Here is an 18466-nt window from a genome sequence, read left to right as displayed (position 1 = left end):
TTGTTTAACTGCGAGTGTCAGTTTAATAGTTTAAAAATATGAAGAATATAATATCCCGATTTTTATTAATTTTTGTTTTTTGGAATGCTGCCTTTAGTCAGCAAAGTACTTTAAATCCTGATTTGTTAACCTTTCCGGTTTCTCCTGAAGCGGCACGATTGGGAACTTTTGGAGAGATTCCTGTAAATCTATTTTATGGAAGATTAGAAAAGAATATTGAACTTTTTACCGGAAATGTAGGAGAACTTAGTCTGCCCATTCAATTGAGCTACAATTATAGCGGAAACCGATTAGAAGAAACACCATCGATAATGGGATTGGGGTGGCAATTAAGTGTGGGAGGTGTCGTGAGCAGAGAAGTAAGAGGTTTACCGGACGAACACCCAAGAGGATTTAATAATGCAGCTGTTAAAGGAATTGTAAACAACTATATTGCTACTAGTGGTACCATTACAGATAATGATGCTAATAAACTGGCTTCCGGATTCTATGATGGTGAGGCAGATAAATACAACGTAAGTGTAAACGGGATTCGTTTTTCTTTTAAAATTGGCACAGACGGAACCCCGGCTTTTTTATCCAAACATGAAAATAAAATTCAGATACTAAGAAATGGAAACAACAATGAAATTATTGAAGGCTTCATTTTAACAGATGCCAGTGCAAATCAGTATTTTTTTGAACAGAAGGAGATCAATACCCCTTTTCAGGGATACAGTTCTTTTTTTGAGGAAGGTTTTCCGACTTATACTTCGAGCTGGCAATTATCAAAGATTATTGTAAACAATGGCGAACAAATCAACTTTGTTTACGATGACAATGACTTTAAGACCTACAATTTTTATGCAAGTCTTCAAATAAGACATAATGCCTCTGGTGTGGGAGATGTAATCAATCAGGGATGTACAAATGATATTATAAAAAGGAAGATTTTAAAATCGATCGACTCTAAAAATTTCAAGATTAGTTTCAATTATATAAAATTGAACAATTATGAAGTTTACAATAAGATCATTGTTAAAGATATGAATGATAAAACGGTAAGCTCTTATAGTTTTAGTTATTCAGGCAGGAGAAATGTACTGGACAATATCATTAAAAATAACATATTCTTCTATGGTTTTGACTACTATGATGCAGATTTACCGGATTTTGCCAATTCTGTTTACGATTATCCTAACAATCTGGATTATTGGGGATTTTCCAACGGAACAAATAACACTACTCCTTTTTTAGTGGAAGGAACTAATTATAATGCCGATAAGAAACCCAATTTTTTCGAAACTCAAAAAGGAGCCTTAAAAACGATTTATTATGCAACAGGAGGAAAAACAGAGATAAAATACGAACAAAATTTGGCTGTTAAAAATGGTAGTTCCAATAACGAGCCCAATGTTGGTATTCAGCTAAAATTTAAATCCGATTTTTCAGAAAATGCCAATCCTGTTAAAGAAAGTGTTTTTACTAAAACCTTTGATAGTGATGTTGTGGCAACCTTAAGTCATTATATTGGTAATGTAAATTTTATCGATATGAACATTCGTCGGATTTCCGGAGATTCCCCGGTAGGTTTTGACCCCACTACACCTTATTATACATTAGTTCCCAGAGCGCGCGCGCAGGATGGAATAGATATTCCTAAAATATCTTTGCAATTAAGCGAAATGGCACAAATTGACAGCAATTGTTCAAGCTTTAATAATTGCGCGATAACTAAGGACAGTAGTGGTAAGTTTATTATTCCGGCAGGTACCTATGAATTTAAAATTCGAACAGATTACAACAGAACACAAAATCTGGAGGCTCAAATAGATTTAGCTTTTTTTGATGCTGCCGCTGCACAGCATACCAGCGATGGTGGTACTGTTCCTGTAGGAGGAATAAGAGTGAATTCAACAACAGATCACCCAGCAATTGGTGAATCCATAACAAAATACTATGATTACACAGATGCTTCCGGATTTGGCAGTGGAATTCAGTTCAACGGAAGTGTTGATTTATATAGTAATTATTTATCAAAAGAAACAGTAGTCAATGGATCTGGTCATCAACTTCCATACGCTGTTATACCTCATGACTACAATGTTTTAAATATAAGTTCAAAGCCGTATAATCTTGGAATGAATAACAGCTCTCCGGTGGGATACCTTGCCGTAAAAGAGTGCGTACTCAGAAGCGAAATTTTGGTATCTGAAAAGTTTTTATGCGGCAATTGCGGTGGCAATTTCGGATCATCTGCAAACAATACTGTTTCCTATACCTATTTACCTGGATCGGAAAAGTATGGAGTTAAGAAAATGGTGTATCCCGAAGGTTACAAAATGACACAATTTAATAAACCGTCCTTAACATTGGCTACTTTTCCCTCTCAGCCGGCAGGACAGGATTTGTCTGTGGGTTCTGAAAAAAGTAAATTAATTTATTCTAATAATAAGGTTAATACAGTTGGTAAAAAACTTTCTGAAGAAACCAATCTCTATTTTGATACCGACGATTCAGACCATGTGCCAATGACCATTATAAACAATCCTAATTATCCTAAAAGTTTAAAAATCGATTATAAGGTTGTAAGGAGCTTTGCACAGGAGATAGGTCCACTCAATACCGTTAAAGACTTTTATTATTTTAATGTTTATAAAGAGTTTGATAGTGATAAATTCATCTATAACAAAAAAACGACAGAATATTTCAAAGAGGAACCTGTAGACCGAACGGTTGAAATAGAGTATAATGACCATTACAAACAAAAAAAGGTCACTACTACATATGATACTAAGACTAAAGTAGTAAATGAAATCTTCTATCCATATGATTTTACTGATGCTGTTGCTCAGGCTATGGTCAATAAAAATTTTGTTTCACCGGTAGTACAAATCATAAACAAGAAAAACGGAGAAGTAAGCGACTCTTATAAATATGAATTTAAGTCAGTTTTAAGTAATTTATTTAAGCCTGTATCTTTTTCAAAAGGGATCAACGTCAATCCTGTAGAAAAGAGAAAATTTTATGGTTATGACTTAAGTGGAAATGTGAATTTTATAGGGTCCGTAACTACAGACAACGCGACTCCCGCTTTGATGACGACAGATGCCAATATAACGGTAGTATGGGGGTATAACAGAAGCCAGGTGGTGGCAAAAATAGAGAGTGTCAAACCTGTTGTCATTCCTGCCAATTTAATTACAGCCATAGAAAATGCATCCTCTAAGACAGGAAATGAAGCTTCTTTAATAACAGCACTAAGTGCATTGCGTAATGATTCGGCACTGGACAATAGTATGGTAACGACCTACACTTATATACCTTTAATAGGAATAAGCAGCATGACCGATCCAAAGGGATTGGTAAGTTATTATGAGTATGATGAGCTTAACAGATTAAAATCGGTCAGGGATAAGGATAAAAGCATTTTACAAGTGTATCGTTATAACTATAAAGGGCAGATTATCTATGAAAACACAAGACAGAGTCAGGTATTTACAAAAAATGACTGTCCAGTTGGAGGTAGTAGTTCACCAATAGAATATGTAGTATCTGCGGGAGTATATACTTCAACAATTTCACAGGAAGAGGCCAATGGAAAAGCGCTGGCTGATATAAGAGCTAACGGACAGGCCAATGCTAATAGCAAAGGAGAGTGCACGTATAGAAGTATTGCCCGAAGCGGTTTGTTCAGAAAAACTAATTGCGCCGGTGCTGGTATAGGATCAGATGTGTTTTTTAGTCAGGCTGAAGGCGCCGAAACCTCAACAATTTCTCAGGCCCATGCCGATTCAAAAGGACTAGGCTTATTCAATACAAACGGTCAGATCAATGCCAATGCTAAAGGATATTGTACATTTAAAAGTATTGCTCTAAGCGGATCCTTTACCAAAGATAATTGTGATGCGGGTGGAGTAGGATCAACTGTACCTTTTAGTCAGGTGGCAGGAGCGGAGACTTCAGATATTTCTCAGGCTCATGCCGATTCAAAAGGACTAGCCTTATTCAATACAAACGGTCAGATCAATGCCAATAGTAAAGGAGAGTGTACGTACAGAAGTATTGCTTTAAGCGGTTCATTTACCAGAATTAATTGTGATACCGGTGGAGTAGGATCAAGTGTACCCTATAGTCAGGTTGAAGGTGCTAAAACTTCAACAGTTTCACAAGCTGATGCAGATGCAAAAGGATTGGCTTTATTCAACGCAAAAGGTGAGGTTTATGCTAATACGAATGGGTATTGTACATTCAGCAGTATCGCCTTTAGCGGTTCCTTTACTAAGGATAATTGTGCTCCCGGTGGAGTAGGATCAAGCGTATTTTTTAGTCAGATCGCAGGTGCCGAAACTTCAACAGATTCACAAGCTCATGCTGATTCAAAAGGATTGACTTTATTTAATGCAAATGGTAGGACCAATGCCAATACTAATGGGTATTGTACTTTCGCCAATACTGAAAAAAGCGGTTCCTTCACCAAAAATAATTGTCCGCCGGGTGGAGAGGGTTCAACAGAGATCTACATCGTTCCTGCTGGAAGACACTTCTCGAGAGAGTCACAGGCAGCTGCAGATGATTTGGCACAACAGGATGTTAACAATAATGGACTGGCCAATGCTAATGCTAAAGGGTATTGCACCTTTTACAGTGCAGCCATTACTAAATCATATACTAAAGACGATTGCCCTGCAGGCAGCGTGGGGTCTTCTTCAGATTATTCACTTCCGGCGGGACGAATTACATCGAGAGAGTCGCAGTTTGATGCAGATTACAGGGCTAATCAAAGATGTGATGTATTTGGTCAGGCCCATGCCAATAATAATGGGACTTGTCGTTTTTACAATACAGCCACCAGTGGCATTTTTACAAAAAATAATTGTCCCGCAGGTCAATGGGGTTCGGCTGTTACCTATACCGTGGCTGCTGGTACTCATTGGTCAGAATCATCACAGGCAGATGCCAATATGAAAGCCCAGAATGATGTGGCTCAAAACGGACAGAATTATGCCAATGCCAATGGGGTCTGTGGTTTTTATAATGAACAAAGAAGTGAGGATTTTATCCGAAACAATTGTGGAACAGGATCTATAGGATCAACAGTAACCTATACAGTTCCTTTTGGTACATACTTCTCTACTGCGAGCCAGAGGAATGCTAATTTTATGGCGTCTAGTGATATAAATACTAACGGTCAGAATTACGCCAATACCCATGGAACCTGTACGTATGACAATCACTAATGTAAAGTGAATATTTAGATTTATTTTTTAATGAGAAATTACAACCTAATGAAAAAATATATACCGCTGTTAATTTTAGTATTCCTTATCGGTTTTGGCGCAAAAGCCCAGACTTTTAGTGATGATAACTATATTTATACAGTAACGCCAAAGAAACCGGTTCAGACTGCAGGTCTAAATGCGCTGACCAAAGACGAGAAAAATCAAAGCATAACCTATTTTGACGGACTCGGACGTCCGGTACAAACCATTGCTATTGGTCAGGGAGAAGGTGGAAAAGATATCATTACTCCTGTGGAGTATGATGTTTTTGGAAGACAAGTCAAAGAATATTTGCCTTATGCTTCCCAGAACGGAGGGGATAATTATACCCGAATAGATCCTGCTGTTGCTATCAATGCGTTAACAGGTTTTTACGGTACCCAGACGTATGATAATACAGCTAATCCATTTTCTCAGAAAAAACTGGAAGCCTCTCCTCTGAACAGAGTATTAAGACAAGCAGCTCCAGGGGATGCTTGGGCTATGGATAGCGGACACGAAATCAAAATGGATTATCAGACCAACACTGCTGATGAAGTAAGATTATTTACAGCCACTGCAACCTGGGATGCGGGATTGGGACTGTTTAGCACTGCTTTTTCAGATGAGGGCAATTATGCAGCCAATCAATTGTATAAAACCATAACCTATGATGAAAATACAACAGCAAATCCAAGTGAATCATCAGGCTCCACAGTAGAATTTAAAAACAAAGAAGGGCAGGTCATCCTTAAAAGAACTTACAATTCAGGTGATAAACATGACACTTACTATGTTTATGACAGGTATGGCAATCTGAGCTATGTACTGCCGCCAAAAGTAACAGGTGTTGTTAGCAATGATGTTTTAAACGGCTTGTGTTATCAGTACAAATACGATCATCGCAATCGTCTGGTGGAAAAAAAACTACCCGGAAAACAATGGGAGTATATTGTCTATGACAAACTCGATCGTCCCGTCGCGACGGGGCCGGCTTTTTCGCCTTTTAAAGATGAAACCGCTGAAGGCTGGCTCATTACCAAATACGATGGTTTTGGCAGACCTGTTTATACAGGTTGGAGCGGTGTACCTCCGGGATCCGCCAATAGAAAATCGTTGCAGGATGAACAGAATACGGCTACTGTTCTGTATGAAAGCAGAGGCTATATAGGAACTATAGGCGACAATATAACGATATACTATAGCAATAATAATGCTCCGGTAAATTTTAAACTTTTAACGGTTACTTATTACGATGACTATGATTATCCTAATGCTCCGGTTAGACCTGCTTCTGTCGAAGATCAGGCTGTTTTAGATAATACCAAAGGTTTAGTGACCGGAAGCTGGACAAGAGCCCTGACTACCTCCTCAGAAACATTAGGAGAAACCACTACCACCTTTTACGATACCAAAGCCCGAGCTATAAGCACCCGAATTCAGAATCATCTGAGCGGTTACACTACTACCGATAGTAAACTTGATTTTACAGGAAAGTCGCTTTATACCATTACCAAGCACAAACGCACGTCTGGAGATACGGAGCTGACAGTAAGGGAAGAATTTACCTATTCACCTCAGGACCGCTTAGTGACCCATACCCATCAGATCAATGGCGGAACCGTTGAAGTTTTAGCAAACAATAGTTATGATGATCTGGGGCAATTGATCGTTAAAAATGTAGGGAACAATGCATCAAATCCTTTACAGAAAGTACATTACAGTTACAATATTAGAGGCTGGCTTACCGGAATCAACAATGTCGAAGAGCTACAGCAGGACACAGATCCTAAAGATCTGTTCGCTTTTAAAATAAATTATGACAAACAGCCGGGCAACTCACAGGTTCAAGCCTTGTATAACGGAAATATTTCAGAAACTACCTGGAAGACCAATACCGATGTGACCAAGCGCTCCTATGGGTATCAGTACGACAATCTGAACCGTTTGACCAGTGCCATTTATAGCAAACCCAATGATGCGATTCCGGCATCGGGCGCCTATAATGAAAGTTTGAGTTACGACAAAAACGGAAACATTACCTCCCTGCAGCGTTATGGGGCTAGTGATGCACCTTCGATAGTTTTCCAAATTGATGATTTGACTTATGGTTATTTGGATCAAAACTCGAATCAGTTAACGAAAGTAACCGACAGTCCAGCCGGAAATGACAACGAAGGTTTTAAGGACGGAAACAAAACCGGTGATGATTTTACTTATGATGCCAATGGCAATATGATTACCGATAAAAACAAAAGCATCACTGAGATTCAATACAATCAACTCAATTTACCTAAGAAAATTACATTTGGAACAACTCAGACAATTGAGTATATTTACAACGCGATGGGTCAAAAGTTAGAAAAAAGAGTAGATGAATATGGCTTTTTTACTACGACAAATTATCTTACTGGTTTTCAGTATGTTTATTATGATAATGGCGGTCCGGCACCTGAAGATCCGGGAGACACTGATCCTCCTATTGATGGTGAGGATCCCGCTCCAAATGATCCACCGGCAGAAGCAAATCGTTCAAGTCTGGCAGGAGGACAGCAGCCAGGAGGAAGTCAGAATGTTGCATCGCGGCCAATCTTACAATTTTTCCCTATAGCAGAAGGGTATTATGATGACATATATAAAAAGTATGTCTACCAGTATAAAGATCATTTGGGGAATGTACGATTGAGTTATGCTAAAAATCCAGCGACCCAAGTTCTTGAAATTATTGAAGAGAATAATTATTATCCTTTTGGGTTAAAACATAAGGCGTATAATGATTATGTAGCTAGTAATAATAAGTATAAGTACAACGGAAAAGAATTGCAAGACGAGCTGGGACTTAACATGTACGACTATGGAGCGAGAAATTATGACCCTGCTCTTGGTCGCTGGATGAATATTGACCCATTGGCTGAAAAGTTCATTAGTGAATCGCCATATGCGTATGTTAATAACGACCCACTTGGATATGCTGATTTTGATGGGAAGGACTATCTCATAGATATAGTTAGAGATAAAAAAGGAAATATCACAGGAATAAATATTAGCGGTACTATTTATATTCAAGGACAGGGAGCAAGTAAAAAAAGAGCTGGAGAATTAAATTCATTTGCTAAGAAAAATTTAGAATCTAAAACTGTTGACGGTATAACTATTGGTGTTAGTATGACCTATGCATACGATGAAAGTAAAAATGAAAAGAATTTAGAAAGTGGTGAAAATATATTAAGTTTTGATTCTGCTCCAGAAGATAGCGATAATATTTCTCATGTAAATGCTGGAGAGCAAAGAAATAAAAAGGGTAATCTTATGTTTTTAACTGGTAAAACGGGGACGGTATTCGATGGTGGTAAAGATAATAATACCGTATTTCATGAAACATTACATCTTCTAGGCTTAAGTGATAGATATCAAGATGATAGAAACAAAAAATTCATACCAGAAGAATTAAGAGGAACAACACCTCATAAAGGATATGAGAAAAATGTTATGGGAGATGCGACATATGTTAACCTGAATAAAGCACAATATAGAGCATGGATGCAACATGCACTTACAAGAGCTAAGCCTAGTACCAATAGAGTTATAGGAACTTTACAAGCAGATAAATCATTAAAAACAGGATTATGAGACTAGTTATATTTTTTTTAGCAATTAGTATGGTACTAACAGGATGTTCGAATAAAAAAGAATCGAAAGATGTTACAAGTTTAGTAGAAAAATATAGTGGTTATGGAGTCATTCGGTTTACTCCCAATTCAACAGGTTCGATAAGATATTTGGAATTTTATCCCATACTAATTGAAAGTAATAACACTGATTTTAAGGATATAAAAAAGTTTAATATTAAATATGGACTTGTTTTGAGACATACAAATAAATCAGCGCTATGGCAAAGTTTAATAATGAATAAAAATATTAAATTGGACAGTGAAGGTTATGGGTTAGCAGTGATTTCAATCAAATATCGAAAAAGAAATAATGATAATAAATTTATAAATGAATATGATAATTATTTGGTTTTAAAAAATCGTAATATTAAAGTAAAAATGTTTGACCCTGAATCTAACAAAATTGAGATTGATGATTTTAGAATAATTCAAGGAATATAAATATAAAAGCCATTCCATACAAAAAAAGATGATGAAAAATACACTAATATTTTTATTTGTTGGTTTATTTGTTGGTTGTTCACCTATAAAAACAAATACTTATTTTAGCACTTGTGTACTTTATGGAGCTCCAGAAGTTAGTTTGAAACTCAATTTAGATAAAAGTTTTATTTATAATTTTAGATATTCAGAAAGAGCAATAGTAGGAAAATGGAAGGTGAACTCCGATACTTTAATTTTGACTTGTGACCTTTGGACTGAATCTATAGATAGTTTAAGTCCAAAAAATAAAACTTCTGATATGTATGGGGTAGATAAATATTTAGTAAAAGGCAGTAAACTTTTTATTATAAATAAGAATGGACGAAGCAAGAATTGTTATTTAAAAAGTATGAATAGGTAATAACAATAGACAGATTTTATAAAAGCTAATCCAGACGCTTCACCTTGTCAGATATTTTAGGGTAATGTTTCAGATGTGTTGGTGGTTAATTTTTGTATGAAACATTTACAGATTATTAATGATTTATATTGATATCGCATAAAAATTAAAAGAGGATGAGGGCGATGGTAATGAAGGAGGAGAAGATTCTCCAAGGTAAAGAAATACTTATCCAAATGTTCACATGTGGTAAATGATTATAATTCATAAATAACTTTGCATTTCTTGTTTATGGCTAAGATTTACTATTTTCTCTTCATTCCAATCTATTAAAATCATATCATATTTGTTTCCAAGTAAAAATAAAGCGTTTAATAAGTTTGAATATGAATGAAAAGGTAATTTCAGTTTTGGGTTGAAAACCATCCAAATATTTTTTACGGTTTCTTTTTCAAAGTCAAATAATATAGCGTAATCTTCGAAACCAAATGAGATTGTGTTTTTTTTTAGAATTGGATTTGAGCTATAACCATGATAAACGTTATTGAATTCAATAAGAGAGTACTCTTTTAAATGTGCTTTTAATTCATTTGGTTTTATCTTTAAAGAAGATGTGGGTATTTTCTTTTTATGTCTAAAATTAATGTTTGAAAAACCATATTCTGAAAAATTATATTCTAAATCATCTAAAGATTTTTGTTGTTCAAAAATATTGCTTTTTGATATTATCTCGACTTGTAAATAATCATCTTCGTGATAAAACAAGTTTTCATGTTTATTCTTTAGCATATTATATATGTGTTATGTAATGTTTTCAAAATTAGTAATTAAAATTAATATGCAAATAATAACTTTTTACCTAAACAATAATGAGATTTAATAAACTATATTTAGCTATCTTGTTTTTTTGTATAAATGCATTTTCTCAAGAACAAAAGATTAATTGTCAAAAAATCAAGGGAGATTACCAATATTTTCAAATTACAATTTTTATTGATAGTCTAGAGCCATCATATATAAATGTGATTGGTAATGAAATAAATTTTGATAGTTTATCCAAGGAATCATTAAGTAAATTTATGTATGATCTTTATACTAAAAATAATTTTGTCCCCTCGTTTATTACTGATAGAAATTTTTATTTCAAAGAATGTAATCCTACCGATATTGATAAAACAAGCGATTTAAAATTTACTAGTAAATTTAATGGTGAAGTGGAGAATCTTTGTAAAAAAAATAAAAAATACTACGATTTAAAAACAGGTGAAAAGATTTTGGTAAAAGGGGTTCGAATAAAAGGTACATTTTTACAATTCGATAAACTGGGCTTTAATTTTCAAAAAATTTCGTTTTATCCAAATGATTTGTATGAATGTTCAAAAATTGGAAATTATATAATTCCATTAGAAATTGAGAAATTTTGTAAAATTAAGATATATAACAAGACTAAATCTTAGTTTTAAATCATTTTCAATGACAGAACGACAATTGTAAATAAGGTGTAATCTTAATCATAAAAAATACTTTAAAAAGGTATGGATCTAAATAAAAATCCAACAACTGGATGAAAATAGGGTGTTAGATTTTTTTTTGCATGATTTATCTTTTTAAATAGTTAATCATGAAGAAAACTTTACTAACGGGATTACTGAGGGTTTACTAGCCATTCTTTTGGAGATAGTGTAACTGTCCACATTGTCAGGATGTGCTTACAAAACAGCAACAATAATTAACTAGACAGATGAGAAATAAATTTTTTGGAATTATAATAATTATAATATTCGTTGCTTGTAAACCCCAAGAAAGAACAGCTAAAAGCAGATCTTGTTCAGGTGAAGTAACAATTCAATATGATAAAGTACAACAGAGTGATAAATCAAAGCTGATTGCTAATAAGAGCCTAAACTCTTTTACTGTTTATTTTTTATCGAATTATCGAGATACTATTCAAGGTTATGTAAATGATAAAAAAAAGTTTGAAAAATTTGTTGATCTTGATGATAATTCAGATAGTATGAAAGAAAAATTTATTTATGATTATTCTCAAGATAAGGAGATACCTGCACTAAAAATAATATCTAAAACGACAAAGAACTGTTTTGATATTCTTATTGATAAAAAGTATAAGATTATTTATGTTTTTAAAAATAATGATAAATGGATTGTACGATTTTCCAATATTTATTATGTTAATTAATGCGAAATACCTCTTAAATATTAATAGTTTTCAGATTAGGTATTTTTTGATAGTGTAACAATTGTGTAGTTTTTATTCTATGAAACTAAAAGATATTGATAGTCTGTATTTATTCAATAAATTTCAATTAAGCTAATAATTTGACTTTTAGGGATGGTGCTGGTATTAAACTACAATGGCTTAGTAAGAAAATTATACTAAATCAAGAATTTCTAAACCTTCAAAATGAAAATAATAAAAACAGTCCAAATAATAATTTGTTTAAGCTATTCAACATTTTTTTATTCTCAGAATGGAAATTACCAAAACGGGAATGACATTAATAGAACATTTGCTTTAAATTTTTTAAATGAAAATGTTTTAATTATAAAAAATATTGCTGAATCTCATAAAATTTATAATCCTGACATTGTTAAAATTGAGGTAGAATTGTTGGGTAATTATAACTCAAATATATCTTTTTATAAATTTGAGTTAGGAAAAAACAAAATAATTCCTCTTGATAAAAAAATAGATATTACTTTACAAATGTCCTCTTGTCAAGAATATGTTATTGCTTTTAATATTGAAAATCATAAAAGTTATAGAATAAAAGGATTTGACACGAATGATTTGTTGTTTCTAATTAGAGATGTAGATAAATCATTATATAAAGGAAAAAAAGTGAAAACTATTTTAAAGGAACTAAATGATTTACCAACTGAAGTTGACTTTATCTGTATCTATAATTCACTGAAAAAAATGAATTTTGATTCAGAGTGTCTAAAAGATTGTATAGATGGCAAGAAATCTCATTAATTCGTTTCAATAACGTTTAGGAGTGTACCAGTATTAAGTAAGAAAGGGACAGTTAAATATTTTATTAGTAGAAAAAAAGTTTATGTATTAGATTATGACGAACTAATTAAAAAGTATGTTAAGAATGACGATAGATATTATGATAGGGATAATGCAAAACTCACAATCAATCGCTAATAAATATAGAATTGGAACAACAACATATAAACCATAATAACCATGAAAAAAATAATCCTATTCATAGGGTTTTTGACAATATTCACTTCTTGCAATAAAAATATTTTTGGAAAGTATAATACCAATTATTCAAAAGATAAAAGTGCATTTTTTCAAATAATTTTGAATTCCAATAATACTGTTGAAAAGACAGAGGTCCATACAATAAGTAATTCTGCGAGTGGTAAATTTGTATTAAAGAATAATAAGGTAATTTGTTATTTAGATTTAACAAAACTTGGATATCCAGCAGATACTCTAATGTTTAAAGTCATAGGTAATAGACTTTATCCTATAAAGAAGGGAATTGTTAGTTCAAAATTTTATCTAAAAAAAGATAATTAATGTTTTAGTAATGCAATGCCAATTAGTAATATCTAATGTAGCTGACTGAAAATAGTATAAGTTAAATTATTGTATACAAGAAGAGGCGATCTATTAATCGTCTCTTTTGCTTTTTAATGATCTTTAAATGCTTTTACAAATACTTTTTCTTAATTCTAAGACTAGTTATTCAGAATAAAACTCCTATAAATCTCTTGATTACTATCATTTCTCGTTGTTACTTTAATTATTATAGGCTCTGTAAAGTTTATATCTCCTGTATCAGGTACAAATTTAACAGATGTAATTTGACCATTATCATCTGTATAAGCACTAGCTAAACCTGTAAATCTACCAATCTCAACTTGATTATTGTTACTGTCTAATTGGAATGCCTTATATTGAGCTGTACTTCCAGTACTTACATATCCAATGTTTCTTGTAAGATAAGTATTGATTGATACTAAATCATCAGATGAATCAATAGACAGTCTATTAGGTTCGAGAATGATATTATCTGCAAATGCTCTTGTTAGTTGTAGAGTACCATTTTTAAATATGTTAGCATTAGTTGCCGCTTCACCTCGAATATAAATGTTTCCCACAGTTTTTGGAACTTTCAATTGAATAGTTGCAATTTTATCGTTTATTGCTACCGTACTATTAGCATTATTAATTCCTAAAAAACTGCCTCCGGAAGTTATAAATTTGATAGAGCCTATGGCGTTAGAATTGTAATTTACAGTTGCTTTTATAGTAAGGATTGTATTTCCGTCTGCTTTAACTTCATTACCTATAGGATTACCATTATGGTCTAAAATTTTTAAATCAATTATTTCACCCACGTTAAGGAGTGTTATTTGTTGTTCAGAGACATATCTGTCAGAATCTTTTCCAATTTCAGCAGAAAGAAACAATGGCCCATGTGCAAGAGGAACTTTTAAGTAAGCCTCAGCCATTCCATCGGCATTCACGGTTTTCTCATATACTACACTATTGGTTGATGAGAAGAATTGACCATTTGATGCTCTAAAAGTAACTTTTCTATATTTATCATCAGCATCAGCTGGTATTCTTGCCTGCAATTTTAATAGTGTTTCGCCATCACCTGGTATTTCTGCTATTGATGAATCGTTTTGATTCATAACAGTTAAATGTATTATTGCATCATTGGAAGCCTTGTCATCATCTTTACTATCACAGGAGAAGCATACTAATACTGCGAAACAAAGTGCAATATAGATAGGATGTTTTTTTATATATGTATTCATTTTTATTGATTTAAGCAATTTTCCAGGTAATAAAGTCGCTCTTTTTTATATCATTTGAACTGCAATCATAAACAGTTATTATTATAGGTATAGGCGATGCAAATGCCCTAATATCATCTTGAAGTTTTTGAAGTTGTTTAGGATTTTTAAAAGAGTCAACAGATTTTAATCGGAATTTAAATGTGTCAGTTTTGCCGCTTCCTACCTTGCCATAATATCTGTATATTTCGTGTTTATTTGAGTTTACTGTATTGGGATCCATTGTAAAATTGCTTTGACGTGTTTTATCAATAGAGACCCGCAATGCGCAATCCATTTCTACCCCATTAGTAAATGTGACTTCAATGGTTAATTGACATGTTTGACTAACCAGTTTATTTCCTATAGCTCCAAATGTGAGTTGGCCTACTGGCAATTGATCTGTAATTTTTGGTCTATCTAATATTATTTCTGACATAGTAGAGATTATTTATTGACCCCATTAAAGATACCACCAACAAGCCCTAATGCCGACGAAAGTGCAGAATTGATGGTAATGGTAAATGAAAATGAGCCTTTGGTTATTTTATCAGTTATTATTGGATTGTTATTATCTTCTCTGTATACTATCATTCCGGCACTTACTCTTAGGATTCTATTGACTCTGAATCCCAAACCTATATATGGAGTTCCTAAGTCTCCAGTTAAAAAGTTATGATATGATTCGTCAGTAGGTCCCAATCGCTGAGCCAAGCCAATTTGAAAACAAGCTTGTTTAAAAAACTTATCCCATCCTTGTAATTTCGAAAAAATTGCATTTCTGTTGACTGGTAAAAGATGAAAATTGACCGTCTGAAGTGCAAATACGTCTTGTAATTTACTGGCATAGAGTAGGCCTAAATCCAGGTTTATGTAAGGTGTAGCTTTACTTTCAACATCAGTAATGGCCATGTAATCATTCCTGAATGCAGTCTGTGAATATTTATTTAGCAATATATTTGGTGTATTGGCATTGAGCTCCGAAATTTTATTCCGATTATCATTAATTGTATTTTCTTCTGCTATAATTTTATCTAATCGAGTGTTAATGGAATTATTAATATCCCCTTGAAAATACAGTTGATTATCACTTTTCGTTTTTAGCTTGTTCATTAGTATTATTGACGATTTAAATAACTCTAGTGACTCAATGTTTTTATATCTCTCCTCCTTTGAAAGGGTCTGTAATTCTAGTTTATTGTTAAATTTATTTTTTCCGTTTAGTATGGATGATGAATATGCAAAATCCCTGTTACAATTAAGTTTGTAAAAATTAATCATTTCCTGAAGAGTTACATTGTTATACTCATCTATCAATAGATTCATTGGTTCGGTAAATATGCCTGAATTAGCTAAATCTTTGGAATCAATATTCTCAATTAGAGTACAGAAATTAGCACCAAAATTAGAGGGTTTAATTCCTTTTGCGTCACTCTCATTATTTTCGATTGCAGTTTTAATAGCAGTTTTGGCAATTGTTAGCTCACTTATGTAATATGCTAAATCTGATGAGAACAAATTTGAAACTGTTAAACGATGACCATTCTTATCATATAAATCACTCACGTGTTTTTGTACTATTAAATTAAATTGATCGGTAATCTCTTTTGAATTTGGTAGGATGTCAGTATCTAAATAAAGTTTATTGATAAACTTTTGTACATCCGCTTTTAATAAATTTGCGGCATTATCTGTAGCATTTACTTTTTCATAGATATAAAATTCGAAAATGTATGGAGTATTTGGGTGAAGTGGACCAATACCTCCGATGGAGAAATTTAGAGAAGAAACATTCCTTAAATCCGAAACTATAAATCCTGTTGTATCAGCATTTTCTTGAAAATAATACTTTTTTCGGAACTTCTCATCTATTGGTTCATTTTGGTCAATCTTATATTTGACTTGTATTAAAGATATAGATTTAGTGGATTTAAACTTAATTTTAAAGCTTTCATCAAACGGCAAAATGTTCTCAACAAACTCACGTTTGTCAATGTCATAAGTAACAACTGTTTCCTTTGATTGCGAGTAAGCAATATTTGAATTTAGAGTTAATAATATGATAATTACTACAACTCCAATCTTTTCTTTGAATGACTGTAGAGACATTAGCAAATGGATAAGTTAATAAAACGATTGAAACAAAGACATTTAATTTCAACTTGCACATAACATCTTATTTGCAAGCTTGTGTTATTTGTAGGTATAAATTTACAATTAATTTAATTAGCTGCAGTACGTATAAATACCTAATTTTTTAAAAATAAAACCCAAGATTGCAAAATATACAGATTGTGATATATTATGAATACGTATGCATTTTCATTGTAGATCTATTTTAGAATGTAATAATTAATTTGGGAGGTAGCGGATTATTTTAACTCTACTACAATAACTTCTAATGAAGGTTATTCTTCAGAATGATCTGATTTCGAATTTTTGCGAGAAATATATTCTTGTTTTTTCAGCTTTTAAAAGTTCTTTTATATTGGTTACTGAACAATTTTACTCTCTTGTGTATCCATATGTAAAATCGCGGAATACCAATATACAAACTAAACATTTTCCAATGCAAAAGAGATTAATGGAAAAGATATTTTAACTTATTCAGATTCAAAGAAACTTATTTATTAACCATCTTCCAAGTGGATATTAGATAATAAGTTAGGGAATGAAATAGCTGAACTAAAGAAAATTTTGGATCAGAAACCTTTAATTTTATTAGATTATGAAACAAGTGAAGATATCTTTTCGTTCAAACCAGTTTCCCATGCTTTTTTAGTTAAGTTATTTTTAGAGAATAATTATCCTATTTAAAAAATCGCTTGATAACGAACATCTTGTTTGTGAGTATTAATAAACGTGATAAAGAATAGAGTAAGAAAAAAACTGACTTCGTATTGAGGTGGTTTTTTGTTTATAGTTGTAATCTAATTATATTTCAGGTCTAAAAGTAAATGTGTTTTGCTTAAAATAGATTTACCAGGAAATAGGAGTAGTATAAAACCAACTCTAGTTCTGTGTTATTAAAAAGTTTGAAGTATGAAAAATAGAACCATATTGGAACATTGGTCAAACGAAGAATTGATTGGAATAGATTCTTTGCAAAAAAACAATGGTGAAATTATAATTTTAAATAGTTTTAATGTGAGTAATACAGATAATATTTCCTATTATTCATCGCCTCTTTGTTTAACAACTGTAGAAAGTTTGGAAAAGTTTAATTCTGATATTTGGACAAGTTTTGAAGTTTTTTCAAATAGATTAGAGATTAAGGATGAATATGTTGTTTTTGGAGGTGAAGGAGGAATGGGAAATGAAGGTTTTATAGCTTGCACTGATAAGTCTAATGATTTTTTATGGGCTCTTTTTTTTACAGATTCAAATCCATTTTATAAAATCGAATTTGATCATAATGAAATTCATGCATACTCGTCAAGTAATTTGAAATATAGAGTCAATTTAATTAATCCCGAGATTATTGTAATTGAACAAAAAGATTGGGAATAACAGAAGAGTAATCAGTTTACAGATAAAACTTTAAAACCAAAGATAAAAGTCTAGGTGCTGTAAATGCTGCAAAGTGTTATTCTTAATTAGACAATTAAAAATTCGGAGTATATTTGATATGCCATAGAACATAAACGAATGAATCTTTCACAATGGAAAAAGTGATACAATTAAAGGTGAGAAAAGATTTGGATGCCCAACTACAGCACACCATTATTAAACTCAAAGGAAGGTTGATTTCAAAAGGATATACTCAAATAATTCATATTGTGGATCAGGACGAGGACTTTCATATCAATACGTTTGAAACCGAACTGGAGAAACGAGGTGAAGTAAGGCAGTACATTGCCGCTTTTATAGAGCAGGAAAACCTAGCCGAAGCCATTACCTTTAAGTAA

The 18466-nt window shown here is 32.6% G+C and carries 14 protein-coding genes; 10 read left to right on the top strand and 4 right to left on the bottom strand.

All coding sequences use genetic code 11. The annotated features are described in order from the left end of the window. Positions 1-38 precede the first annotated feature (38 nt). The 4 genes from ACAM30_RS20065 to ACAM30_RS20050 are packed head-to-tail and all read left to right on the top strand — an operon-like array spanning position 39 to position 9755. Positions 39-5219, top strand: coding sequence for a DUF5977 domain-containing protein (locus tag ACAM30_RS20065; protein ID WP_369616285.1), 5181 nt, complete (start codon positions 39-41; stop codon positions 5217-5219). A 48-nt stretch (positions 5220-5267) separates the two neighbouring features. Next, positions 5268-8870 carry a DUF6443 domain-containing protein gene (locus ACAM30_RS20060; RefSeq protein ID WP_369616284.1) on the top strand — a complete coding sequence of 1201 codons (3603 nt, stop codon included), beginning with the start codon at positions 5268-5270 and terminating at the stop codon, positions 8868-8870. Further along, on the top strand, positions 8867-9352 hold the full coding sequence (locus ACAM30_RS20055) for a hypothetical protein (RefSeq protein WP_369616283.1): 486 nt from the start codon (positions 8867-8869) through the stop codon (positions 9350-9352). The genes ACAM30_RS20060 and ACAM30_RS20055 overlap by 4 nt, the downstream gene beginning before the upstream one ends. A 28-nt stretch (positions 9353-9380) precedes the next feature. After that, positions 9381-9755, top strand: a complete 375-nt coding sequence (locus ACAM30_RS20050) for a hypothetical protein (RefSeq protein WP_369616282.1) — start codon at positions 9381-9383, stop codon at positions 9753-9755. A gap of 243 nt (positions 9756-9998) precedes the next feature. On the opposite strand, the gene ACAM30_RS20045 is transcribed toward ACAM30_RS20050, so the two are convergent. Next, positions 9999-10523, bottom strand: a complete 525-nt coding sequence (locus ACAM30_RS20045; RefSeq protein WP_369616281.1) for a hypothetical protein — start codon at positions 10521-10523, stop codon at positions 9999-10001. An 80-nt stretch (positions 10524-10603) separates the two neighbouring features. On the opposite strand from ACAM30_RS20045, the gene ACAM30_RS20040 reads away from it, so the two are divergent. The 4 genes from ACAM30_RS20040 to ACAM30_RS20025 all read left to right on the top strand — a co-directional run bounded on the left by ACAM30_RS20040 (position 10604) and on the right by ACAM30_RS20025 (position 13290). Next, positions 10604-11191: a hypothetical protein gene (locus tag ACAM30_RS20040; RefSeq protein ID WP_369616280.1), complete on the top strand. Its 588-nt coding sequence runs from the start codon at positions 10604-10606 to the stop codon at positions 11189-11191. Between the two features lie 284 nt (positions 11192-11475). Beyond that, on the top strand, positions 11476-11931 hold the full coding sequence (locus tag ACAM30_RS20035; RefSeq protein ID WP_369616279.1) for a hypothetical protein: 456 nt from the start codon (positions 11476-11478) through the stop codon (positions 11929-11931). 225 nt (positions 11932-12156) lie between these two features. Further along, on the top strand, positions 12157-12729 hold the full coding sequence (locus ACAM30_RS20030) for a hypothetical protein (protein WP_369616278.1): 573 nt from the start codon (positions 12157-12159) through the stop codon (positions 12727-12729). A gap of 219 nt (positions 12730-12948) precedes the next feature. Next, a complete protein-coding gene (locus ACAM30_RS20025) occupies positions 12949-13290 on the top strand; it encodes a hypothetical protein (RefSeq protein WP_369616277.1) in 342 nt (113 codons plus the stop codon). Positions 13291-13451: 161 nt separating this feature from the next. Here ACAM30_RS20025 and ACAM30_RS20020 read toward each other — a convergent pair whose 3' ends face one another. The 3 genes from ACAM30_RS20020 to ACAM30_RS20010 are packed head-to-tail and all read right to left on the bottom strand — an operon-like array spanning position 13452 to position 16667. Beyond that, a complete protein-coding gene (locus ACAM30_RS20020; protein WP_369616276.1) occupies positions 13452-14540 on the bottom strand; it encodes a hypothetical protein in 1089 nt (362 codons plus the stop codon). A 10-nt stretch (positions 14541-14550) separates the two neighbouring features. After that, positions 14551-14997, bottom strand: coding sequence for a hypothetical protein (locus tag ACAM30_RS20015; RefSeq protein WP_369616275.1), 447 nt, complete (start codon positions 14995-14997; stop codon positions 14551-14553). An 8-nt stretch (positions 14998-15005) separates the two neighbouring features. After that, on the bottom strand, positions 15006-16667 hold the full coding sequence (locus tag ACAM30_RS20010) for a hypothetical protein (protein ID WP_369616274.1): 1662 nt from the start codon (positions 16665-16667) through the stop codon (positions 15006-15008). Positions 16668-17600: 933 nt separating this feature from the next. Between ACAM30_RS20010 and ACAM30_RS20005 the strand changes: the two genes are divergently transcribed. Continuing rightward, positions 17601-18068, top strand: a complete 468-nt coding sequence (locus tag ACAM30_RS20005) for a hypothetical protein (RefSeq protein WP_369616273.1) — start codon at positions 17601-17603, stop codon at positions 18066-18068. 152 nt (positions 18069-18220) lie between these two features. Continuing rightward, positions 18221-18466, top strand: a complete 246-nt coding sequence (locus ACAM30_RS20000) for a hypothetical protein (RefSeq protein WP_369616272.1) — start codon at positions 18221-18223, stop codon at positions 18464-18466.

It is taken from the genome of Flavobacterium sp. CFS9 (assembly GCF_041154745.1).
GTDB lineage: Bacteria > Bacteroidota > Bacteroidia > Flavobacteriales > Flavobacteriaceae > Flavobacterium.
The sequence above is the reverse complement of the archived record's forward strand: the minus strand, read 5'-3'. Positions and strand labels throughout refer to the sequence as shown.